Source organism: Agilicoccus flavus (genome assembly GCF_014857905.1).
Lineage (GTDB): Bacteria > Actinomycetota > Actinomycetes > Actinomycetales > Dermatophilaceae > Agilicoccus > Agilicoccus flavus.
Genome location: NZ_JACYXE010000015.1, coordinates 20,198 through 40,916 on the forward strand (window position 1 = coordinate 20,198; position 20,719 = coordinate 40,916).

The following is a 20,719-nucleotide window of genomic DNA, read 5'->3' on the forward strand; positions in this document are numbered from 1 at the left end:
CAAGGAACGAGGGAGGAACACCATGGCCGAGCGTTCGCTTCGCGGCACCAACCTGAGCGCGCTGAGCATGGAGACGGACGAGAACGTCGTCCTGTCGGAGCGCCGGATCACGCGATACACGTGCGCGAGCGGCCACGTCTCCGAGCTGCCCTTCTCCGTCGAGGCCGACGTGCCCCCGATCTGGGAGTGCCGTTGCGGCCAGGAGGCGAAGCTGGTGGACGGGCCCGAGCCCGAGGAGAAGACCGTCAAGGCCGCGCGTACCCACTGGGACATGCTGCTCGAGCGCCGCTCCGTGGCCGAGCTGGAGGAGTTGCTGCAGGAGCGGCTGACCCTCCTGCGCGCCTCCCGCGGCGAGAAGGTCTCGGCCTGACCCCAGGCCGGCTGCACGCCACGGCGGCCCCGCACCCGATCGGTGCGGGGCCGCCGTGCGTCGGTGGGCGGGGTGAGACCTGAGGGGTCCCCGCGAGAGGCCTGATGCGCCCTCAGGACCGGGCGGGGCCGGTGCGGCGACGGCGCACCGCCTCCCTGATCCGGCGACCCCGGTAGGACAGGCTCCATCCCGCGACGCGCACGAGCGACTCGGCGACGACGTCGCCGCTCATCTTCGACGCCCCCAGCTCGCGCTCGACGAAGACGATGGGCACCTCGACGATGCGCAGCCCCGCCTGGGCGGCCCGCCACGTGAGGTCGACCTGGAAGCAGTAGCCCTGCGAGGCGACGTCGGTCAGGCCCATGGTCTCGAGGGCGCCGGCGCGGTACACGCGGAACCCGGCCGTGGCGTCGCGCACCGGCATCCCCAGCAGCACCCGCACGTAGAGGTTGGCGCCGACACTCAGGGCGCGGCGGTGCGGAGGCCAGTCGAGCACCTCTCCCCCGCGCACCCAGCGCGAGCCGATGACGACGTCGGCGTCCGCCGCGGCGGCGAGCAGCGCCGGCAGGTCCTCGGGGCGGTGCGACCCGTCGGCGTCCATCTCGACGATCGCGTCGTAGCCGGCGTGCAGGGCCCAGCGGAACCCCGCGAGGTAGGCGGCGCCGAGACCCTCCTTGGCGCTGCGGTGCAGGACGTGCACCTGCGGGTCCCGGGCGGCGTACTCGTCGGCGAGGTCCCCCGTGCCGTCGGGTGAGCCGTCGTCGACGACGCAGACGTCGACCTGCGGGACGGCGTCGCGCAGGCGCTCCAGCACCCCTGGCAGGTTCTCCCGCTCGTTGTACGTGGGCACGAGCACGACGACGCGCTCCAGCTCGGGGCGTCCCGGCGCCGGGGCGGACGGGTCGGACGGGCTCATCGAACTCCTCGGGGGGTCTGCGGATCGCGACCCAGGCTAGCCCGCGCCCGTCGGCGGCCGGCCCCGGCCGCCACGACCAGCGCGCTCAGGAGCACCGCCGCGACCCGCTCGGGCCACGGCCCGAGCCGGGTGGCGGGCGTGAGGTCGGTCGACATCGGCACGGTGCCCGACATGATCGCCGGCGCGAAGTGCGCGGTCCGCTGGTGGACGACGCCGTCGGGGGTGATGATCCCGCTCACGCCGACGTTGGAGATGTGGACGACGGTCCGGCCGTGCTCGATCGCCCGCAGCCGCGAGATCGCGAGCTGCTGGACCGACTCGTCGGTGAGCCCGAACGTCGCGTTGTTCGTCTGGACGGTGATGACGTTCGCGCCGTGGGCGACCCCGTCGCGGACGAGGTCGTCGAAGGCCACCTCGAAGCAGATGTTGATCGACGCCGCGAGGGTGCCGCCGGACGAGGTCGGCACCTCGAAGACGCCGACCGTGTCGCCGGCGGCGAAATCACGCACGACGAGGTCGACCTTGTCGGAGAAGTTCCGGAAGAACGAGCGGTACGGGATGTACTCGGCGAACGGCGCGGGTCGCCGCTTGACGTATCGCTGGGTGACGCCGCCGCCGGGGGCATAGAGCAGGCTCGCGTTGGACACGAAGTCGCCCGGCCCGTCGAGCACCGCGCCGACGACCGTGGGCGCGCCCACCGTCGCGACCGCCGAGGCGATGACGGCGGCGGCGTCGGCGTTGCGCAGCGGGTCGATGTCCGAGGCGTTCTCGGGCCACAGCACGAGATCGGGCCGGCGGTAGGTGCCGGCCGCGACCTGCGCCGCCGCCTCCCCGGTCACGCGGGCGTGGTTGTCGAGGACCGCGCGCCGCTGGGCGTTGAAGTCGAGCCCCATCTGCGGCACGTCGCCCTGGATCGCCATGACGTCCGCCGTCCCGGTGACGGTCGGGGCGGGGACCGACGCGGCGGCGCCGAGCAGGAGCGCGGCGCTCGCGGCGGCGGAGGCCGCGGCGAGCGAGGCGGGGCGCCGGCGCGGCGCCGGACCCTCGCCGCGGCGCCGGGCGAGGCGGGGCAACCCCGCGGCCAGGGCCGCGGCGAGGGCGCCGCCGACGAGCGCCACGACGAAGGTGACCCCCGGGGCGCCCAGGAGCACGGCCACCCGCGCGAGCGAGCCGTCGGCCTGGGAGAACGACAGACGCGCCCACGGGAACCCACCGAACGGCGTCGTGCTGCGGGCGTACTCGGCGACGACCCACGCGAGGGCGCCGGCGACGGGCCGGAGCCTGGACGTCCCCTCGAGCGCGCGGTTCCCGCCCTGCAGCAGCGCGAGGACGGCCCCCAGAGCGGCGACGTAGAGGGCCTCGAGGGTGGCGAGCGCGGCCCACGGGAGGGGGCCGACGTAGATCCCCGACCACGACAGCGTCGGGAGGAACATCGCCTCCCCGGCGACCAGACCGAGCAGGAATCCCGTGCGCACGCGGACCCCGACGCACGCGAGGGCGAGGAGCGCGACGCCGACGGGGGCGAGGAACCACAGGTCACGCGACGGCATGGCGGCCCAGACGAGGAGACCGGCCGCGAGCGCGCAGGCGAGACGGGCGATCACCGGGCGAGTCTACGGGGACCTCGGGGGTGGCCCGGGACCACGTCGGCGCGGGCGGCAGACACGGGCGGCACGCCGACGGGCTCGCACACGCGACACCCCAGGACGCCCGCGGACCGGGCGGGCGGGAGGCGGCCGACGGCCGGGGGCGGGGCCGCCGAGGGGGTGAGGACCCGAAGACAAGACAAGGCCCGCCACGCCGTTGGGGCCAGCACCACGTCACACCAGGGGGTGGGATGGAGCTGTTTTCTACTAGGCGAGCGGGCCTTGTGAGCCGTGCCCCCACCGGGGTGTCGACCGGGGGCGGCCCCTGCGGCGATCCGACCGGGAGGGGTCGGTCGTTCGTGGGCACCCGTGGTCTCGTCCTGGTTGGCGCGAGCGACGACTTCGGACCAACCTACTTCCCGTCGACCGCCTGTCAATTTTGCCCTGAGCTGGGCGTATGCGGTATCCGGGCAGGCCAGAGGCCCTGCACCCACGATGGTAAAGAGCTCGTTCGGAATCGGTGCCGACCGCGCGTCCCGACGGGACACGCCGGTGGCGGGTGGGCCCGCGCCCGGGGTTGGCAGACTGGGGTCATGGCGCAACGCAAGCAGGCGAGCGGCGGGACACCCGCGACACGCGAACTGACGGCGGCGGGCATCCCCTTCACCGAGCACACCTACACGCACGACAGCCGGGCCGCCTCGTTCGGGCTCGAGGCGGCGGACGAGCTGGACGTGGACCCGGCGCGCGTCTTCAAGACCCTCGTCCTCGCGCTCGACGACACCGGGCTCGGGGTCGCGATCCTGCCCGTCAACGATCGCGTCGACCCCAAGGCCGCCGCCAGATTGCTCGGGGCCAAGAAGGCCACCCTGGCGGATCCGGCGGTCGCGGAGCGGTCGAGCGGGTACGTCGTCGGCGGGATCAGCCCGTTCGGCCAGAAGCGGCGCCTGCCCACGGCCCTCGACGCGAGCGCGGAGGCCCACGCGAGCATCCTCGTCTCGGGTGGTCGGCGCGGGTTCGACGTCGAGGTCACGCCCGCCGACCTCGTGCGGGTCCTGTCGGCCCGCACCGGCGACCTCACCCGGACGACGTCGCAGGTCGGCCGATGAGCGGCCCCCTGCTGCTCCTCGACGCGGCCTCGCTGTACTACCGGGTGTTCTTCGGGGTCCCCGACCGACGCTCCTCCCCCGACGCGCCGCCGAACAACGCGGTCCGCGGGTTCCTCGACATGATCGCCACCCTCTGCGCCGCGCACCGGCCGTCGGGGCTCGTCGCGTGCTGGGACGACGACTGGCGCCCCGCTTTCCGGGTCGAGGCGATCCCCACCTACAAGAGCCACCGCCTGGCCGACGGCAGTGCGGTCGCCGAGGACTCACCCCCGGACCTCGACGTCCAGGTACCCGTCATCGTCGAGGCGCTCGCCGCCCTCGGCATCGCCCGGGTGGGCTGCCCCGGGTACGAGGCCGACGACGTCATCGGCAGCTACGCGGCCCGTGAGCGCGGGAGGCGTCCGGTCCGCATCGTCACCGGCGACCGCGACCTGTTCCAGCTCGTCGACGACGCCGCGGACATCCACGTGCTCTACACGGCGCGCACCGGCGTGCGCGACGCGGAACTCATCGACCAGGCGTACCTGCGCGAGGCGTACGGCGTGGCCACAGGCGAGGCGTACGTCGACTTCGCGGTGCTGCGCGGCGACCCGAGCGACGGCCTGCCCGGCGTGCCCGGGATCGGGGCGAAGACGGCGACGCAGCTCCTCGCCACCTACGGCGACCTCGCCGGGCTCCGGGCCGCGGTCGACGGCGGCGATCCCGCCATCAAGGGCGCGCGGCGGGCGAAGCTCGAGGCGTCCGCGGCCTACCTCGACGCCGCACCGCGGGTCGTGCGGGTCGCGCCCGACGCGCCGCTGCCCGACCTCGACGTCGCCCCGCCCACGCAGGTCGCCGACGTGAGCGCCATGTCGCGCCTCGCCGTGCAGTACGGGCTGGCCGCGTCCTTCGACCGCGTCGTCGACGCCCTCGGCCTCGCCCCGCGCTGATCGACCCCCATCCGACGTCGGCGCCGCCCGGGCGACGGCGGGGACCGCGTGGGGGTCAGTCGAGCCGGTCGGCGGCCACGACCCCGCGCATGACCCCGGCGACGGCGTCGCGGGCCGCGCGGCGCAGCCCGGGGGTCCCGGCGACGGAACCGATCTGGTCGAGCAGGTCGACGGTCTGCTTGCAGCGGCGGACGAAGTCGCCCGCCGACAGGTCGCTGTCGCGCAGGACCGTCTCGAGCCGGGCGCCGGAGGCCCAGCGGTGGATCATCCACGCCATGCCGGGGTCGGGGTAGTCGGTGAGCTTCACCTTCCGCTCGCCCTCGAGGTCCTCCAGCGCCGACCACAGCCGGACCATCTGCTCGTGCGCCCTCTCCACCGCGTCGTCCGGCATCCGCGGGCTCGGGTCGGCGTCCTCCCGTCGCGGCTCGTAGATCAGGCAGGAGACGACGGCCGCGAGGCCGGGACCGTCGAGCCCCTCCCAGGCCCCGTGGCGCAGGCACTGCGCGGCGAGCAGGTCGCGCTCGGTGTACAGGCGGGCGAGGCGCCGGCCGTCGTCGGTGACGGTCGTGCCGCCCGCGCCGAGGTAGCCGAGCTCGTCGAGCAGGGCGCAGATGCGGTCGAAGGTGCGGGCGACGGTGTTCGTGCGGCCCTCCATCTTGCGGCGCAGGGCCGCCGTCTCCCGCTCCAGGCGCCACCAGCGCTCCGACCAGCGGGCGTGCTGCTCGCGGTCGGGGCAGCGGTGGCACGGGTGGGCGCGCAGCTCGCGGCGTAGGTCCTCGACCCGTTCGGCGGACCGGGACCGGGCGACGTCGTCGTCGGTGCCCGGGGGTGCCGCCGGCGGACGGTCGGGCACCTTGGCCCGCATCGTGGCGGCGAGGTCCCGCCGATCCTTGGCGTTGCGCAGCGACAGACGCTTGGGCAGGGTGATGCGCCCCACGACGTCGACCGGCCCGTCGAGGTCGGCGCCGGTGAGCCGGCGCATCCGCCCGTCCTCGGTGACGACGCCCGGCTGCGGGCCGACGGCGGCGCCCCGGCCGCCACCCCCGCCCCGGCGGCTCGTCGCGACGACGACGGCGCGCCCGGCGCGCCGCCCCTCGGGCACCCACACGACGTCGCCGGGGGTGAGGCGGTCGAGGCTCGCCTCGGCCGCGGCCCGGCGGCCCGCCGACTCGGCCTTGGCGGCGTTCTTCTCCAGGGTGGTGATGCGGTGCCGCAACTGCGCGTACTCGGCGAAGTCGCCGAGGTGGCACGTCATGGCCTGCTCGTACCCCGCCATCGCCTCCTCGTGGTCCTTGAGCTGCCGGGCGATGCCCACCACGGAGGCGTCCGCCTGGAACTGGGCGAACGACGACTCGAGGACGTCGCGTGCCCGCTCGCGCCCCACGCGCCCCACGAGGTTGACGGCCATGTTGTACGTGGGTCGGAAGCTGCTGCGCAGCGGGTACGTGCGCGTCGAGGCGAGACCCCCGACGGCGAGCGGGTCCAGCCCGGGGTGCCACAGGACGACGGCGTGCCCCTCGACGTCGATCCCCCGCCGCCCCGCGCGCCCGGTGAGCTGCGTGTACTCGGCCGGCGTGATGTCGGCGTGGGTCTCGCCGTTGAACTTGACGAGCTTCTCGAGGACGACGGTGCGGGCCGGCATGTTGATGCCGAGGGCGAGGGTCTCGGTGGCGAACACCGCGCGGATGCGCCCCGCCGTGAACAGCTCCTCGACGATCTCGCGGAACACGGGCAGCATCCCGGCGTGGTGGGCGCCGAAGCCGCGGCACAGTCCCTCGAGGAAGTCCCAGTAGCCGAGGACGCCGAGGTCTTCGGCGGCGATGCCGGCGACCCGGGTCTCGACGAGGGCGCGGATCGCGTCGGCTTCGTCGTCGTCGACGAGCACGAGGCCGGCGGCGAGGAGCTGGCCCACGGCGGCCTCGCACCCGGCGCGACTGAAGATGAACGTGATCGCCGGGAGCAGGCCGTGGCGGTCGAGGAGGTCGACGACCTGGGCGCGGCCCGCGTTCCCCGGGCGCGGGCCGGGCCCGTGCCCACCGGAGGAGCCGTGCGGACCGTGCGGGCCCGACGAACCGTGCCGCTGGGCCTGCCCCGGCCGCGCGCCGCGCGAGCCCTGATCCTGCCCGGCGCCGCGCCCGCCGCGCGGTCGCCCGCGGCGCCCGCGCGGGGCCCCGGCGTCCTCGAGCCGCCCGCGGCGCTGGGTGCTCGCGCGACGTTCCTGGATCGTCTCGACGAGGTCGGGGTTGACGAGCGCCTCCCGATCGCCGCGCGGCCGGCCGAACTCGTCGACGGACCCGTCGTCGACGAAGAGGTCGAACAGTTTCGATCCCACGAGCATGTGCTGCCACAGGGGAACGGGCCGGTGTTCGGTGACGACGATCTCGGTGGCCCCGCGCACCTGCTCCAGCCAGGCGCCGAACTCCTCCGCGTTGCTCACCGTCGCGGACAGCGAGGCGACCTGCACGTCGTCGGGGAGGTGGATGATGACCTCCTCCCACACGGGCCCGCGGAAGCGGTCGGCGAGGTAGTGGACCTCGTCCATGACGACGTATCCGAGCCCCCGCAGCGTGTCCGAGCCCGCGTACATCATGTTGCGCAGGACCTCGGTGGTCATGACGACGACGGGCGCCTCGGAGTTGATCGAGCTGTCGCCCGTGAGCAGACCGATGCGCTCGGGGCCGTACGCCCGCACGAGGTCCGCGTACTTCTGGTTGCTCAGCGCCTTGATCGGCGTCGTGTAGAACGCCTTCTTCTTCCCGGCGAGCGCGAGGTGCACGGCGAACTCGCCGACGATCGTCTTCCCGGCCCCGGTGGGGGCCGCGACGAGGACGCCCCGGCCCTCCTCGAGGGCCGCGCACGCGCAGGTCTGGAAGTCGTCGAGCGGGAAGTCGAACCGGGTCTCGAACTCCGCGAGCCGCGGGTGGCGTCCGGCCCCCTGCCGCTTCGAGCGGGCATACCGTTCCGCGGGGCTCGACATACCCGCCAGGCTACGTCAGGCCAGGACGCCTCAGAGGGGGCCGGCCTCGTCGTCGGCGAGGTCGGCCCACTCGGGCCGCTGCTTCTCGCGTCGCCGGTCGAGGCCGAACGCGACCCCGCAGGCCGCGAAGTAGAGGACGACCATCGGCACGGCGAGGAAGAACATCGTCACGGCGTCGGGGGTCGGGGTGATGAGGGCCGACAGGACGAAGATGACGATGACCGCGATGCGCCAGCAGCGGAGCATGAGCGCCGCCGGGAGGACGCCCACCATGTTGAGCGCCACGAGGAGGACGGGCAGCAGGAACGCGAGGCCGAACGCGACGATGAACCGCGTGACGAAGACGAGATAGTCGGCCGCGGGCATGATGTTGAGCTGCTCGGCCGGGACGAAGCTGAGCATGATCGCCACGGCCTTGTCGAGGATGAGGTAGGCGATCCCGCAGCCGGCGAGGAACAGAGGCACCGCCGACGACAGGAAGGCGAGCGCCGTCCACTTCTCCTTCTTCGTCAGCCCGGGGACGATGAACGCCCAGACCTCGTACACCCACACCGGGGAGGCGACGATGATGCCGACCATGAGGGCGACGAGCAGCTGCACCGAGAACCCGGTCATGAGGCCCTGGAAGTTGAGCTGACCTCCGGCGGCCGTGATGGGTTCCGACAGCTTGGTCAGCAGATAGGGGTAGAGGAGCCAGCCCGGGATGCAGCCGAGCGCGATGGCGACGACGGAGACGAGGAACCGGGTGCGCAGCTCCCGGAGGTGGTCGGCGAGTGCCATCCGGCCCTCGGGGTCGCGCCGGGTTCGGCGCGGCAGGGGCGGGCGACGGAGGGCCATGCGGGGTGGGGCGGCGCGTCAGTCGCGCGGGGCGGACGTGGCGCCGGACCCGCTCGGTCCCGCGGGGCGCGTCGGGTCGCCCGGGTCGGCGTCGGCGCGGTGGTGGACCTGGTGGTGCGTCTCGTCCCGCGCCGGTTCGGCGTAGGTCTCGGTGACCGTCTCGGTGCGGGTCTCGCGCCGCACGGACTCGCCGTCGACCGTCTCGCGGCTCGCCGCGCTCGGCGGACCGTCCTGCTTGTCGTGCTTCATCTCCTCGACCTCGGCCTTGAAGATGCGCATCGACCGGCCGAGGCTGCGCGCCGCGTCCGGGAGCTTCTTCCAGCCGAAGACGATCGCGATGACGACGATGAGGACGATGATCTCGGGGCCACCGAGCCAGCTGGGCATGTCGGGCCTTTCGTCGGGGCGTGCGTGCGGTGAGGCGGGCGCGATCAGTCTACGCGCGGGTCCCCGGCAGCCGGCTGTGCGCCGGTCGTGCGCGGGCCGTAGGCGGCCAGGGCCGCGCGGGCACCGTCGTGGACCTGCTCGGCGAGCTCGGGCGGGGCGACGACGCGCGCCGCTCCCCCGGTGCGCCACACGAGGCGGCGCACCCAGTCGGTGCGGGCGACCCGCAGGACGAGACGCATGGTCCGGTCGGGTCGAATCTCGGCGCGCTCGTGCGGGTAGTAGTCGGCGACCCAGTGGGCGCCGGGGTCGAGGTCGAGCTCGACGATCCGGTCGTCGGGGGCGGCGCTGAAGACGCCGTCGGCCAGGTCCCGGGGACGGGCCGCGGCCGGCGGCGTGCCGTCGACGTCGAGCACGCCCAGCTCCTCGATCCGGTCGAGCCGGAACAGCCGGACCGCGTCGGCACGGTGGCACCACCCCTCGAGGTACCAGTGGCCCTCGCGGGCGAGGACCCGCATCGGGTCGACGTCGCGCTCCGTGGCCTCGTCGCGGTCGGAGACGTGGTAGCGCAGGTGGACGCGGCGGTGGTCCCGCAACGCCCCCCGCAGGGCCGACAGGTGCGCCGCCTCGGCGCCGTCACCGACCTCGACGTGGATGCGCCGCCCGGCCTCGTCGGCGAGCTCCGACGCGTGGGTGCCGGTGGCCTCGACGAGCTTGGCGAGCGCCCGGTCGACGACGTCGGTGTCGGCGAGCTCGGGGGTCGCCCGCAGCGCGCGCAGCCCGACCATGAGGGTGAGCGCCTCGTCGAGCCCGAGCCGCAGGGGCCGGGCGATGGCGTCGGCGTTGCCGAGGTACACACGCCCGGAGTCCCAGTCCGCCTCGATGAGGTCGTCGGGCATGCCGCCCGGCAGACCGCACAGGAACAGCAGCGACAGGTCGGCCTCGAACTTCGCGGGGGTGAGGCCGAACTCGGCCGCGGCCTCCTCGACGGGCACCCCCTGATGGCGCAGCAGCCAGGGGACCATGGTCAGCAGGCGCGCGACGCGCGCGGTCGCGGACTCGGGGCTCACGCGGGCACCTCCCCGGGGGCGGGAGAACCGGGGGTGGCCCCTGGATCGGTCGGGCGATCGCTCGGGCGCAGGACCGCGCCCAGGCGGGCCACGACGAGGTCGCGGACGTCGGCGGGCTCCTCGACGACGACGTCGGGTCCGTACCAGCACAGCTCTTCCGCGAGCCGGTGGGCGTCGGAGAACGTGAGGTCGAGCACGCTCCAGCTCTGGTCCTCGGCGCTCGCCTCGCGGAGCGAGTCGCGGTCGGTGGCGCGCCGCCGCAGTGCGTGGCCGTGCCCGGCCCGGACCCGCAGCCGGGCGGTCCGGGTGGCCGTCTCGTCCCCTCCGACCCGCCCGGCGACGACCGCGCGCGGCACGTGGTCGGCGGGGATGACGTAGCTGCCGGGCGCGCCGGTGCGGCGCACCCGGCCCTCGATCCGCGAGACGCGGAACACGCGGGCGTCGCCGCGGTCGGTGTCGAAGCCAGTGAGGTACCAGCGACCGCGCCACGACGTGAAGCCCCACGGCTGGACGTGGCGCAGCGTGGGCTCGGCGCCGGAACGGCGGTAGGAGAAGGCGATCGGGTGGGCGGTGACGACCGCGTCCTTGACGGCCTCGAAGGCCGGCTCGCTCGTGCGGATGCCCGGCTCGACGCCGAGCACGGACGCGTCGTCGGCCTCCACCCCCGACGCGGCGAGCTTGCGCAGCGCCTGAGCCGCCGGGCCCGCCAGCGACGCGTGCTCCCACGACCGGGCGGCCAACGCCAGCGCGGCCGCCTCGTCCGGGGCGAACTCGATCTCGGGGAGCGCGTACTCGCGCCGGTCGATGCGGTATCCGGGCTCGTCGTCGAAGAACGTGTCGATGTGCTGGGTCACCAGCGGGATACCCAGCGCGCGCAGCTCGTCCTTGTCGCGCTCGAACATCCGGTCGAACGCCTCGTCCGAGCTGTTCGCGTACTGCGCGACCGCCTCGCGGATCTGCCCCTTGAGCAGGGGCCGACGCGTGTACAGCAGGCAGATGACGAGGTTGAGCAGCCGCTCGGTCTTGGCGGCGGCCGCCGTCGGCGTCGATGCGCTCTCGCTCACGTCGGACATGCTAGGCCGGAGGGCGACCCGCGTCGAACGGATGTGCGATCGCGCGGCGTGTCGCCCGGGACCCGCCCTCGCCCGCGGCTCAGTTCACGTCCACGAGGTCGACGACGAAGATGAGCGTCTCGCCGCCCTTGATGACGCCGCCGGCGCCGCGGTCGCCGTAGCCGAGGTGCGGCGGGATCGTGAGCTTGCGGCGGCCGCCGACCTGCATCCCGGCGATGCCCTGGTCCCAGCCCGCGATGACGCGGCCGGCGCCGAGCGGGAACGACAGCGGCTCCCCGCGGTTCCAGGACGCGTCGAACTCCTCGCCCGTCGACAGGGCGACCCCCACGTAGTGGGCCGTGACGGTCGAGCCGGCCTGCGCGGTCGCGCCGTCGCCCTCGGTGATGTCCTCGACGACGAGCTCGTCGGGCGCGCCGCCCTCCGGGAAGTCCACCTCGGGCTTGGTCGTGTTCGGGTCGAAGGGCATCGGCGTGTTCCTCTCGTGACGGCGGTCGACCGGATCCGGCCGACCCCGATCACGCTACCCGCCGCCCCCGCGGCCCCGGCCGCCCCCGTCCCGCCGTCGCGGCGCGCAGGACGCCTCAGCCGGCGTCGAGGACGTCGAGGACGAAGACGAGGGTGTCGGTGCCGCGGATGTCCTGGCCGGATCCGGCGGAGCCGTACCCGTCCTTCGGGGGGACGACGAGCAGGAGCCGGGTCCCCACCCTCTGCCCGACGAGGTGCTCGTCCCACGCCTTGATGAGGCGCCCGTTGCCGACCGGGAACTCGGCGTACCCGGTCGGGGTCTTGCCGGAGTGGTCGAAGGGCGTGGCCGGGTCGCGCCAGGTGACACCGGTGTACGTGACCCGCACGGTCTGGCCGGGCATGACCTCGGGGCCGGTGCCGAGGACGAGCGGTTGCGCGATCGTCTCGGTCGGCGGGTCGGTCCGCGGGATCGTGAACGTGGCGGGGGCCTTCGGCGTCGCCCCCATCCGCACGGTCGGCAGTCCCGGCCTCGGCGCCACCGGCGAGCCGGTCGCCTGCGTCAGGGGCGCCGCGGCGTCGGTGACCTGCAGCAGGTAGAGCAGCGTGTCGCTCGCGCGGATGTCGAGCGTGGCCTCGCCCGCGGGGCCCACGGCCTGCGCGGCCGGGATCGCGAAGAGCACCTGCGCCCCGACCTTCTGCCCGGCCAGGGCGGAGAACTGCGGCACCTGCGCGAGGGACATGCGCGCGGCGTCCGGCCCCCACATCGTCTGGCGGGCCTTGCCGTCGCGGCCGTTGACGAGCAGGTAGTCGACGGTGAGCTTCTGCTGGTCGGTGATCGTCGCGCCGGTGCCGGGTCGCACGACGCGCCGGGCCGCTTGCGGCACGGTGAACGGGGTGCTCGGCAGTGTCAGGGCCGGCGCGGCGCCCGCCGCGCCCGCGCTCACGCCGACGCCGTCGAGGGCGGTCCCCGACGACGCGGCGACCGTCGCAGGGGCCACACCACCCGCCACGGACGAGCCGCACGCGGGCAGAAGGAAGACGACCGGGAGGATGCCGGCCGCGAGCAGTCGACGGCGCCGGGCGCTCACGCTGCCACCTCCGGGCGATCGGGGGACGGGACGAGCCGAACCTAGCCACGCCCGCCGGCGAAGAGGGCCGCGGCGTCGACCCGACGCGGGACCGATGCGCGATCGACGCACGACCGTGATGTCGCCGGGGCCGAAGCGGACCGACGAGCCCGACGCGCCTGACGCGCAGGTGGGCTCAGTCGCCGGCGATCTGCGCGAGGAGCCGGTCCACGCGGTCGTCCTGCGCCGCGAACGGGTCCTTGCACGGGACGGTGCGGGGTGAGCCGTCGTTGAGGCGCAGGTGGGTCCAGTCGACGGTGTAGTCGCGGCCGGCGGCCCGCGCGGCCGACACGAAGGCGCCGCGCAGCGCGGCGCGCGTCGTCGCCGGCGGGGCCTCGACCGCGGCGCGGACCGCGGCGTCGTCGACGACGCGCGAGACCCGCCCCCGCTTCTCGTACAGCCCGAACACGCCCCGGTCGGGGTCGATGTCGTGGAAGGTGAGGTCGAGCTGCGCGAGGCGGGGGTCGTCGGGGCCCAGGCCGTGCTTGCTCGCGTAGCCGTCGAGGAGGCGCTGCTTGACGACCCAGTCGACGTCGCGGGCGAGCGGGGTGAGGTCGCCGGTCTCGACCGCGGTCAGCGCACGGTCCCACAGCTCGAGCACCGCCTCGTCGTGCTCCGCGGCGGCCCCGGTGCGCGCGACGAGCGCAGCGGCCCGCTCCTGGTACTCGCGCTGGATCTGCACGCCCGTCAGCTCCCGGCCGTCGACCAGGCCCACCCGGGCGCGGCCGGCCGGGTCGTGGCTGATGGCGCGGATCGCCTTCGGCGGGTTGGCGAGCCCGAGGTCGGGCATCGGCTCCCCCGTCTCGAGGAGGCGCAGGACGAGGTCGGTGGCGCCCACCTTGAGCCAGGTGGTCGTCTCGCTCATGTTGGAGTCGCCGACGATGACGTGCAGCCGGCGGTACAGCTCGGCGTCGGCGTGGGGTTCGTCGCGGGTGTTGATCATGGGCCGCGACCGGGTCGTCGCGCTGGACGCGCCCTCCCACATCACGTCCGCGCGCTGGCTGAGGCAGAACCGGGCGCCGCCCTCGCGCGGCGCGAGATGCCCGGCCCCGCAGATGATCTGGCGGCTCATGAGGAACGGCACGAGCAGGTCGCCCAGCCGGGCGAGGTCCGTCGCCCGGGACACGAGGTAGTTCTCGTGGCAGCCGTAGGAGTTGCCGGCGGAGTCGACGTTGTTCTTGAAGAGGTAGATCGACCCGGCGAGCCCGTCGTCGCGCATCCGCTGCGTCGCCTCGGCCACGAGCGTGTTCATGATCGCCTGGCCGGCCCGGTCCTGGGCCACGAGGTCGAGGAGCCGGTCGCACTCGGCGGTCGCGTACTCGGGGTGGTTGCCGACGTCGAGGTAGAGGCGGGCGCCGTTGGGCAGGAAGACGTTCGAGCTGCGGCCCCACGCGACGATCCCGCGGAACATGTAGCGGGCCACCTCGTCGGGCGACAGGCGCCGGCGCCCGTCGTGGGTCGCCGTCACGCCGTACTCGGTCTCGATGCCGAAGATCCGCCGGTCCATGGGGGCGACCCTACCGGGGCGTCACTGACCGCCCTTCTGGACGAACCCGCTGACGAACTCCTCCGCGTTCGACTCGAGCACGGCGTCGATCTCGTCGAGGACGTCGTCGATGTCGGCGTCCACCCGGGCCGCCTGCGCCTGGGCCTGGGGTGAGACCGCGGGCTCGGGTCCGTCGTCGGGCTCGTCGGGGCGTCGGGAGTGCTCGTCGAACTGCCGCTGTCCGGCCATGGGTGCTCCTGATCACGTGGTCGAGGCCCGGGCGCAGAACCGGGCGAGGCGGGCGGGGCGGGCGCGTGACCGCCTCGTCCAGCCTAGCGACGGCGGTCGCGGCGTCGGTCCCGGCGCCGGTCCCGGCGTCGGTCCCGGGACGGGTGGCGTCAGCCCGCGGTGAGGGCGGCGACGAGGGACGCCGCGTCGGGGCAGGCGTCGAGCAGGTCGCCGGCGAGGGAACGGGTCCCGCGCAGCGGCTCGGGCGTGCCGACCCACTGGCGGGCGCTCGTGCCGGCCGGGGCGAGGACCACCGACTCCCAGGAGGCGGCGACGACCTCGGGGCCGTAGCGGCGCACGCACTCGCCGCGGAACCACGCCCGGGTGCTCTCCGGGGCGTGGGTGACGGCGCGCGCGATCTCGTCGTCCGCGACGAGGCGGCGCAGGCGCCCCTTGGCCTCGAGCGTCCGGGCGAGGCCCTTGCCCGGGCGGACGTCGCTGAACTGGATGTCGACGGCCCGGAGGCGAGCGTCGTCCCAGGCCAGGTCGTCACGGTCGCGGTAGCGCTGAGCCAGGGCCAGCTTGGCGACCCAGTCGATGCGGTCCGCGCAGCTCGCCACGTCGCGGCGCAGGTCAGCCATCGTCTGCGCCCACAGCGTCATGACCTGTCGCGTGTCGGCGTCCGCACCGCCCGCGCCCTCTCCCGCGCCGCCCTCCTCGAGCATCGCGGCGACGGCCTCGTGGTAGGCCTCGAGGACGTCGAGGCCGGTCATCGACCGGCCGTCCGCGAGGTCGACGCGAGCGCGCAGGGTGGGGTCGTGCGAGACCGTGCGGATGGCGCGCACCGGGTCGGCGAGCGCGAGCGACGGGGCCCGGCCCCGCTCGATCGCCGCGAGCACGAGGCTCGTCGTCCCCGTCTTGAGCAGCGCGGCGACGTCGCACAGGTTGGCGTCGCCGACGATGACGTGCAGGCGGCGGTAGCGTTTCGCGACGGCATGCGGCTCGTCGCGGGTGTTGACGATGGGCCGCCGGAACGTTGTCTCCAGCCCCACCTCCGCCTCCATGAAGTCCGCGCGCGACGAGATCTGGTAACCGGCCAGCTGCGACTCCGGCCCGATGCCGACGCGACCGGCCCCGCAGAGGATCTGCCGGACCGCGAAGAAGGGCAGGAGGCCGGCCACGAGGTCGCCGAACGGCGTCTCGCGCGGGACGAGGTAGTTCTCGTGCGTCCCGTAGCTCGCGCCCTTGCCGTCGGTGTTGTTCTTGTACAGGTCGGGGACCTCGCCACCGCCCTCGTCCGTCGCCTGTTCCGCGAGCGCCGCGGCCGCCCGGGCCATGACGATCTCGCCGGCGCGGTCCCACACGATCGCCTCCCGCGGCGAGGCGACCTCCGGCGAGGAGTACTCGGGGTGGGCGTGGTCGACGTAGAGCCGCGCGCCGTTCGTCAGGACGACGTTGGCGACCATCGGGTCGTCCTCCCACTCGTCCGTGAGCTGGCTCGGGTGGGCCCGGTCCCGGTCGAGGTCGAAGCCGCGCGCGTCCGACATCGGCGCCTCGCCGGCGTAGTCCCATCGCACGCGGGTGCCGCCGGCGGTGCGGGCGTAGGCCTGCACGACGCGCCCCGAGCCGACCATCGGGTTCGCGTGCGGCTTGCCCGGCACGCTGATCCCGTACTCGGTCTCGACCCCCATGACGCGGGCGACGGACACGGGCGGACGGGTCGGCTCCATGGGCGTCAACCTACCGGCCGTCGCTCGCGCGCGGGTCGGTGGCGGCGCACCCGCGGCGCGCTGAGTAGGCTGCCGACCAGGCCGTACCGAACGACCCGAGGTGGTCTGCATGCGCGACGTGATCGTCTTCTCCGGCAGCGCCCACGAGGGGCTGGCGCGCGCGATCTGCGACCACCTCGACGTCCCGTTGTCCCCCGTGGACATCCAACGGTTCAGCAACGACTGCCTCCAGGCGCAGCTCCTCGTCAACTGCCGCCAGCGCGACGTCTACATCGTGCAGCCGCTCGTGCCGCCGACGCAGGAGCACCTCGTCGAGCTGCTCATGATGATCGACGCCGCCCGCGGCGCGTCCGCGGCCCAGATCACCGCGGTCATCCCGCACTACGCCTACGCCCGGTCCGACAAGAAGGACGCCTCCCGCATCTCGATCGGTGGCCGGCTCGTGGCCGACATGCTCGTCACCGCCGGCGTCGACCGCGTCCTGACGATGGCCCTGCACGCACCCCAGGTGCACGGCTTCTTCTCGGTGCCCGTCGACCACCTCACCGCGATCGGGGTGCTCGCCGACCACTTCCGCGGCCGGGACCTCACCGACCACGTCGTCGTCTCCCCGGACCTCGGCAACGCCAAGACGGCCACCCAGTTCGCCCGGCTCCTCGGGCTGCCGGTGGCCGCGGGCAACAAGCAGCGCCTTGCCGACGACCGCGTCGAGATCGACTCCATCGTGGGCGACGTCCACGGCAAGCCGGCGATCGTCCTCGACGACGAGATCGCGACGGGCGGCTCGATGATCGGCCTCCTCGACAAGCTCGGCGAGGCCGGCTGCCCGTCCGCCGCGATCGCCTGCACGCACGGGCTGTTCTCGGGTCGCGCCGTCGAGCGTCTCGGGTCGCACCCGCTCGTCACCGAGGTCGTCACCACCGACACGGTGCCCTCGCCGCCCGACTTCCCCGCCCTGCGGGTGCGGTCGGTGGCCAAGCTGTTCGCCGAGGCGATCGCCCGCATCCACATCGGGGAGTCGGTGAGCAGCCTCTTCGACGGGGTCGACCCGCGCCACGCCCCGCCGCAACTCCGCCTCTCGTTCGCCGGCCACCACTCCGCCGGTCCCGCGTGAGGCCTTCCCGGTCGGCGGCGCTCGCGGCGCTGCTCGACGCCGGCGTCCTCCTGCTGTTCGCCGCGCTCGGGCGGCGCAGCCACGGCGAGGGAGGCGCGCTGCTCGGGCTGTGGCAGACGGCGTGGCCGTTCCTCGCCGGGGCCGCCCTCGGCTGGCTCGTCGTCGCCGGGGCGCGCCGTCGGGCGCCGATCGGCGTGCGCGACGGCGTCGTCGTCTGGGTGGCCACGGTCGCCGGCGGCATGGCCGTGCGCACGCTCACCGGGGCCGGGACGGCCCCCTCGTTCGTCGTCGTGGCCACCGTGGTCACCGGCGTCCTGCTGCTCGGTCGACGGGTCGTGGGCGCGGCGTGGTCCGCGCGACGCGCCGCGAGGTCGACGTCGGCCTGAGGCTCCTCAGAGCACGTCGCCGCGGACCGCGACCTCCTCCACCCGGTGATGGTGGTGGACGCCGCCGTCGGGGTCGGCCGGGAGATCGGCGATGCGGCGCAGCTCGACGACGCGTTCCCCGCGCCGCCCCGAGACCCGCGACCACTCGTCGGGGTTGCTCGTGTTCGGCAGGTCCTCGTTCTCGGCGAACTCCGCGGTGCACGCCTGGAGCAGGTGCGTGAGCGTCAGCCCGCGCGCGCCGCCCGCGAGCAGGTCCTTGATGGCGGCCCGCTTCGCCCGGTCGACGATGTTCTGGATCATCGCTCCCGAGGCGAAGTCGGCGTAGAAGAGGATCTCGCCCGCGCCGGAGGCGTAGCGCAGCTCGAGGAACCGGTTCTCGGGTCCCCGGTCGTACATCCGCTCGACGGTGGCCTCGATGAGCCGGTCGACGACGACCTGCGCGTCCCCTCCGGCCGCGTCGAGGTCGTCCTGCGACAGCGGCAGGTCGACGGTGAGGTACTTGGCGAAGATGTCGGCCGCGGCCCGGGCGTCGGGCCGGTCGATCTTCACCTTGGCGTCGAGCCGGCCCGGGCGCAGGATCGCGGGGTCGATCATGTCCTCGCGGTTGCTGGCCCCGATGACGATGACGTTGTCGAGCCGCTCCACGCCGTCGATCTCGGCGAGCAGCTGCGGGACGATCGTCGTCTCGACGTCGCTCGACAGACCGGACCCGCGGGTGCGGAACAGGCTGTCCATCTCGTCGAAGAAGACGACGACGGGCGCGCCCGAACTCGCGTGCTCACGGGCCCGGGAGAAGATGAGCCGGATCTGCCGCTCCGTCTCGCCGACGTACTTGTTGAGCAGCTCCGGGCCCTTGACGTTGAGGAAGAAGCTCGTCGTCTCCTCCCGCCCGGCGAGCTGGGCGCTCTGCCGGGCGAGCGACGCGGCGACGGCCTTGGCGATGAGCGTCTTGCCGCATCCGGGCGGGCCGTAGAGCAGCACCCCCTTCGGGGGCCGCAACCGGTGCTCGCGGAAGAGCTCGGGGTGCAGGTAGGGCAGCTCGACCGAGTCGCGGATGGCCTCGATCTGTCCGGCGAGCCCGCCGATGTCCTCGTAGCCGATGTCCGGCACCTCCTCGAGCACGAGGTCCTCGACCTCGGCGCGCGGGATGACCTCGTGCACGAAGCCGCTGCGGGGCTCGAGCAGCACCGTGTCGCCCTGCCGCAACGTCTCCGTGCGCAGCGGCGCGGCCACGCGGGCGACGCGCTGGTCCTCGCCGCGCAGCGTGACGACGACGCGGTCGCCGGTGAGCACCTCGTGGACGACGACGACGTCACCGAGGTCCTCGTAGCGGCCCGCCTCGACGACGGCGAGGGACTCCGACAACCGCACCTCGCGGCCCGGGAGCAGGGTGGCGGGGTCGACCTCGGGGCTGACCGGCACTCGCAGCCGGCGGCCGCCGGAGAGGACGTCGGCGGTGGCCGGGGACTCGCCCTCGGCCGGTGTGTGCGTGAGGAGGACGCCGAACGTGGACGGCGGCGCCGACAGCGCCTCGACCTGGGTGCGGAGCGTGACGAGCTGGTCGCGCGCCCCCTTGAGGGCGCCGACGAGCTCGTCGTTGCGGCGCGCCGCGGCCCGCAGCTCGGCCTGCAGCCGCGCGGCGCTCGGGCCGGCGCTCGAGCCGGCGGGTGGACCGGGGGGCGGGGTGGTGGTCACAGGGCCTCCTGCGGCGCGTCGTCGGGCGCGGTGTCCGGCGCGGTGTCGGCGGGCATGCTGTCCTCGGGCAGGCGGTCGGCGGGCGGACGTCCTGACCCCCCGGCGTCGCTGCCGCCGGCTCGACCGTCGGCGCTGCCGGGGTCGGTGCCGTCGTCGTCGGCCCGCGCGGTGGAGGCCGCCGCCGACCGCGCCAGGCGGCGCAGCTTCTTGTCGGACAGGTGTCGCTCCCCCATGTCGTCCGGGGTCCACGCCTCCTCGGCATCGACGAGACCGCCGGAGGCACCGGAGGTTCCGGAGGCGCCGCTGCTCGCGCCGCCCACTCCGTAGGCGCCCTTGGCGGGGCGGCGCTTGCGCAGCGGCGGGGTCACCCCGGGCGCGAGCCGACGCGTCGTGATGAGAAAGCCGGTGTGTCCGTGCATCCGGTGCTCCGGGCGGACGGCGAGACCCTCGAGGTGCCAGCCGCGCACCATCGACTCCCAGGCGTTCGGCTCGGTGAACCCGCCGTGGTCGCGCATGGCCTCGGCGACGCGCGAGAGCTGGGTCGCGGTGGCGACGTAGCAGATGAGGACGCCGCCCGGCGCCAACGCGTCGGCGACGACGTCGAGGCATTCCCACGGCGCCAGCATGTCGAGGACGACCCGGTCGACGGTGCCCGCGCCGACCTCGTCGGGCAGGGACTCGACGAGGTCGCCCACCGTGACCCGCCACGCGGGGTGGGGCCCGCCGAAGAACGCCTCGACGTTGGCCCGGGCGATGTCGGCGAACTCCGCGCGGCGCTCGAACGAGTGCACCGATCCGGCGTCGCCGACGGCGCGCAGCAGTGACATGGACAGCGCCCCGGAGCCGACGCCGGCCTCGACGACGACGGCTCCCGGGAACACGTCGGCCATCGCGACGATCTGCGCCGAGTCCTTGGGGTAGACGACCGCCGCGCCCCGCGGCATCGACATGACGTAGTCCGAGAGCAGCGGGCGCAGCGCGAGGTACTCGACCCCGGTGGTGTTCGTCACCGTCGATCCGTCGGGCGCCGAGATGAGGTCGTCGTGGCGCAGGCTGCCGCGATGCGTGAAGAACTGCTTGCCCGCCTCGAGGACGATGGTGTGCATCCGCCCCTTCGGGTCGGTGAGCTGCACCCGGTCGCCGACGCGGAACGGGCCGCGCATCCGGTCCGCGCCCACCGGCGTCCGGGCGTCGGCGCCGGGCGCACCGAGGGTGTCGGCGGTCTGCGTGGTCTGCG

Annotated in this window: 19 protein-coding genes; 5 read left to right on the forward strand and 14 right to left on the reverse strand. The window is 74.4% G+C overall.

The features are described 5' to 3' along the window. Positions 1–22: 22 nt before the first annotated feature. Positions 23–370 (forward strand): RNA polymerase-binding protein RbpA, encoded by a 348-nt coding sequence (locus ICW24_RS17470; RefSeq protein WP_226347011.1) that lies wholly within the window; start codon positions 23–25, stop codon positions 368–370. Positions 371–482: 112 nt separating this feature from the next. Here the strand turns inward: ICW24_RS17470 and ICW24_RS17475 are convergent, their stop codons facing one another. Both ICW24_RS17475 and lnt read right to left on the reverse strand, forming a co-directional pair. Then, positions 483–1,286: a polyprenol monophosphomannose synthase gene (locus ICW24_RS17475; protein WP_226347012.1), complete on the reverse strand. Its 804-nt coding sequence runs from the start codon at positions 1,284–1,286 to the stop codon at positions 483–485. Then, positions 1,283–2,890: an apolipoprotein N-acyltransferase gene (gene lnt / locus ICW24_RS17480; RefSeq protein WP_226347013.1), complete on the reverse strand. Its 1,608-nt coding sequence runs from the start codon at positions 2,888–2,890 to the stop codon at positions 1,283–1,285. The genes ICW24_RS17475 and lnt overlap by 4 nt, the downstream gene beginning before the upstream one ends. Before the next feature lie 575 nt (positions 2,891–3,465). Here lnt and ybaK point away from each other — a divergent pair. Continuing rightward, the gene (gene ybaK / locus ICW24_RS17485; protein WP_226347014.1) at positions 3,466–3,981 is read left to right on the forward strand and encodes a Cys-tRNA(Pro) deacylase; all 516 of its coding nucleotides are present in this window, start codon (positions 3,466–3,468) and stop codon (positions 3,979–3,981) included. Continuing rightward, positions 3,978–4,910 carry a 5'-3' exonuclease gene (locus ICW24_RS17490; RefSeq protein WP_226347015.1) on the forward strand — a complete coding sequence of 311 codons (933 nt, stop codon included), beginning with the start codon at positions 3,978–3,980 and terminating at the stop codon, positions 4,908–4,910. Before ybaK ends, ICW24_RS17490 begins: the two co-directional genes overlap by 4 nt. A 55-nt stretch (positions 4,911–4,965) precedes the next feature. Here ICW24_RS17490 and ICW24_RS17495 read toward each other — a convergent pair whose 3' ends face one another. The 10 genes from ICW24_RS17495 to dop all read right to left on the reverse strand — a co-directional run bounded on the left by ICW24_RS17495 (position 4,966) and on the right by dop (position 16,287). Continuing rightward, the gene (locus ICW24_RS17495) at positions 4,966–7,887 is read right to left on the reverse strand and encodes a DEAD/DEAH box helicase (protein WP_226347016.1); all 2,922 of its coding nucleotides are present in this window, start codon (positions 7,885–7,887) and stop codon (positions 4,966–4,968) included. 30 nt (positions 7,888–7,917) lie between these two features. Further along, the gene (gene tatC / locus ICW24_RS17500) at positions 7,918–8,667 is read right to left on the reverse strand and encodes a twin-arginine translocase subunit TatC (RefSeq protein ID WP_226347017.1); all 750 of its coding nucleotides are present in this window, start codon (positions 8,665–8,667) and stop codon (positions 7,918–7,920) included. Between the two features lie 75 nt (positions 8,668–8,742). Further along, on the reverse strand, positions 8,743–9,111 hold the full coding sequence (tatA, locus tag ICW24_RS17505) for a Sec-independent protein translocase subunit TatA (RefSeq protein WP_226347018.1): 369 nt from the start codon (positions 9,109–9,111) through the stop codon (positions 8,743–8,745). Positions 9,112–9,155: 44 nt separating this feature from the next. Next, on the reverse strand, positions 9,156–10,178 hold the full coding sequence (locus ICW24_RS17510) for a helix-turn-helix transcriptional regulator (RefSeq protein WP_226347019.1): 1,023 nt from the start codon (positions 10,176–10,178) through the stop codon (positions 9,156–9,158). Beyond that, positions 10,175–11,242 (reverse strand): helix-turn-helix transcriptional regulator, encoded by a 1,068-nt coding sequence (locus ICW24_RS17515; RefSeq protein ID WP_226347020.1) that lies wholly within the window; start codon positions 11,240–11,242, stop codon positions 10,175–10,177. Before ICW24_RS17515 ends, ICW24_RS17510 begins: the two co-directional genes overlap by 4 nt. 88 nt (positions 11,243–11,330) lie before the next feature. Next, on the reverse strand, positions 11,331–11,717 hold the full coding sequence (locus tag ICW24_RS17520) for an FKBP-type peptidyl-prolyl cis-trans isomerase (protein WP_226347021.1): 387 nt from the start codon (positions 11,715–11,717) through the stop codon (positions 11,331–11,333). Between the two features lie 115 nt (positions 11,718–11,832). Beyond that, positions 11,833–12,804 (reverse strand): FKBP-type peptidyl-prolyl cis-trans isomerase, encoded by a 972-nt coding sequence (locus tag ICW24_RS19805; RefSeq protein WP_226347022.1) that lies wholly within the window; start codon positions 12,802–12,804, stop codon positions 11,833–11,835. A 175-nt stretch (positions 12,805–12,979) separates the two neighbouring features. After that, the gene (gene pafA, locus ICW24_RS17530) at positions 12,980–14,350 is read right to left on the reverse strand and encodes a Pup--protein ligase (protein WP_226347023.1); all 1,371 of its coding nucleotides are present in this window, start codon (positions 14,348–14,350) and stop codon (positions 12,980–12,982) included. Positions 14,351–14,371: 21 nt separating this feature from the next. Next, positions 14,372–14,578, reverse strand: coding sequence for a ubiquitin-like protein Pup (locus ICW24_RS17535; RefSeq protein WP_226347024.1), 207 nt, complete (start codon positions 14,576–14,578; stop codon positions 14,372–14,374). Between the two features lie 149 nt (positions 14,579–14,727). After that, entirely contained in the window at positions 14,728–16,287 is a 1,560-nt protein-coding gene (dop, locus tag ICW24_RS17540) for a depupylase/deamidase Dop (RefSeq protein WP_226347025.1), read from the reverse strand. A 109-nt stretch (positions 16,288–16,396) separates the two neighbouring features. On the opposite strand from dop, the gene ICW24_RS17545 reads away from it, so the two are divergent. Next, positions 16,397–17,401 (forward strand): ribose-phosphate diphosphokinase, encoded by a 1,005-nt coding sequence (locus ICW24_RS17545; protein WP_226347026.1) that lies wholly within the window; start codon positions 16,397–16,399, stop codon positions 17,399–17,401. Beyond that, the gene (locus ICW24_RS17550; protein WP_226347027.1) at positions 17,398–17,787 is read left to right on the forward strand and encodes a DUF3054 domain-containing protein; all 390 of its coding nucleotides are present in this window, start codon (positions 17,398–17,400) and stop codon (positions 17,785–17,787) included. The genes ICW24_RS17545 and ICW24_RS17550 overlap by 4 nt, the downstream gene beginning before the upstream one ends. Before the next feature lie 6 nt (positions 17,788–17,793). Here the strand turns inward: ICW24_RS17550 and arc are convergent, their stop codons facing one another. After that, positions 17,794–19,482: a proteasome ATPase gene (gene arc, locus ICW24_RS17555; RefSeq protein ID WP_226347028.1), complete on the reverse strand. Its 1,689-nt coding sequence runs from the start codon at positions 19,480–19,482 to the stop codon at positions 17,794–17,796. Then, positions 19,479–20,645, reverse strand: coding sequence for a tRNA (adenine-N1)-methyltransferase (locus tag ICW24_RS17560; protein WP_226347046.1), 1,167 nt, complete (start codon positions 20,643–20,645; stop codon positions 19,479–19,481). Before ICW24_RS17560 ends, arc begins: the two co-directional genes overlap by 4 nt. Positions 20,646–20,719: the final 74 nt, after the last annotated feature.

Coding starts and splice junctions, on each gene's coding strand:
- ICW24_RS17545 (WP_226347026.1), top strand. CDS start 16,397: ATGCGCGACGTGATCGTCTTCTCCGGCAGCGCCCACGAGGGGCTGGCG.
- ICW24_RS17535 (WP_226347024.1), bottom strand. CDS start 14,578: ATGGCCGGACAGCGGCAGTTCGACGAGCACTCCCGACGCCCCGACGAG.
- ICW24_RS17470 (WP_226347011.1), top strand. CDS start 23: ATGGCCGAGCGTTCGCTTCGCGGCACCAACCTGAGCGCGCTGAGCATG.
- ybaK (WP_226347014.1), top strand. CDS start 3,466: ATGGCGCAACGCAAGCAGGCGAGCGGCGGGACACCCGCGACACGCGAA.
- dop (WP_226347025.1), bottom strand. CDS start 16,287: ATGGAGCCGACCCGTCCGCCCGTGTCCGTCGCCCGCGTCATGGGGGTC.
- tatC (WP_226347017.1), bottom strand. CDS start 8,667: ATGGCACTCGCCGACCACCTCCGGGAGCTGCGCACCCGGTTCCTCGTC.
- tatA (WP_226347018.1), bottom strand. CDS start 9,111: ATGCCCAGCTGGCTCGGTGGCCCCGAGATCATCGTCCTCATCGTCGTC.
- pafA (WP_226347023.1), bottom strand. CDS start 14,350: ATGGACCGGCGGATCTTCGGCATCGAGACCGAGTACGGCGTGACGGCG.
- ICW24_RS17560 (WP_226347046.1), bottom strand. CDS start 20,645: ATGCGCGGCCCGTTCCGCGTCGGCGACCGGGTGCAGCTCACCGACCCG.
- ICW24_RS17495 (WP_226347016.1), bottom strand. CDS start 7,887: ATGTCGAGCCCCGCGGAACGGTATGCCCGCTCGAAGCGGCAGGGGGCC.
- ICW24_RS17520 (WP_226347021.1), bottom strand. CDS start 11,717: ATGCCCTTCGACCCGAACACGACCAAGCCCGAGGTGGACTTCCCGGAG.
- ICW24_RS17475 (WP_226347012.1), bottom strand. CDS start 1,286: ATGAGCCCGTCCGACCCGTCCGCCCCGGCGCCGGGACGCCCCGAGCTG.
- ICW24_RS17490 (WP_226347015.1), top strand. CDS start 3,978: ATGAGCGGCCCCCTGCTGCTCCTCGACGCGGCCTCGCTGTACTACCGG.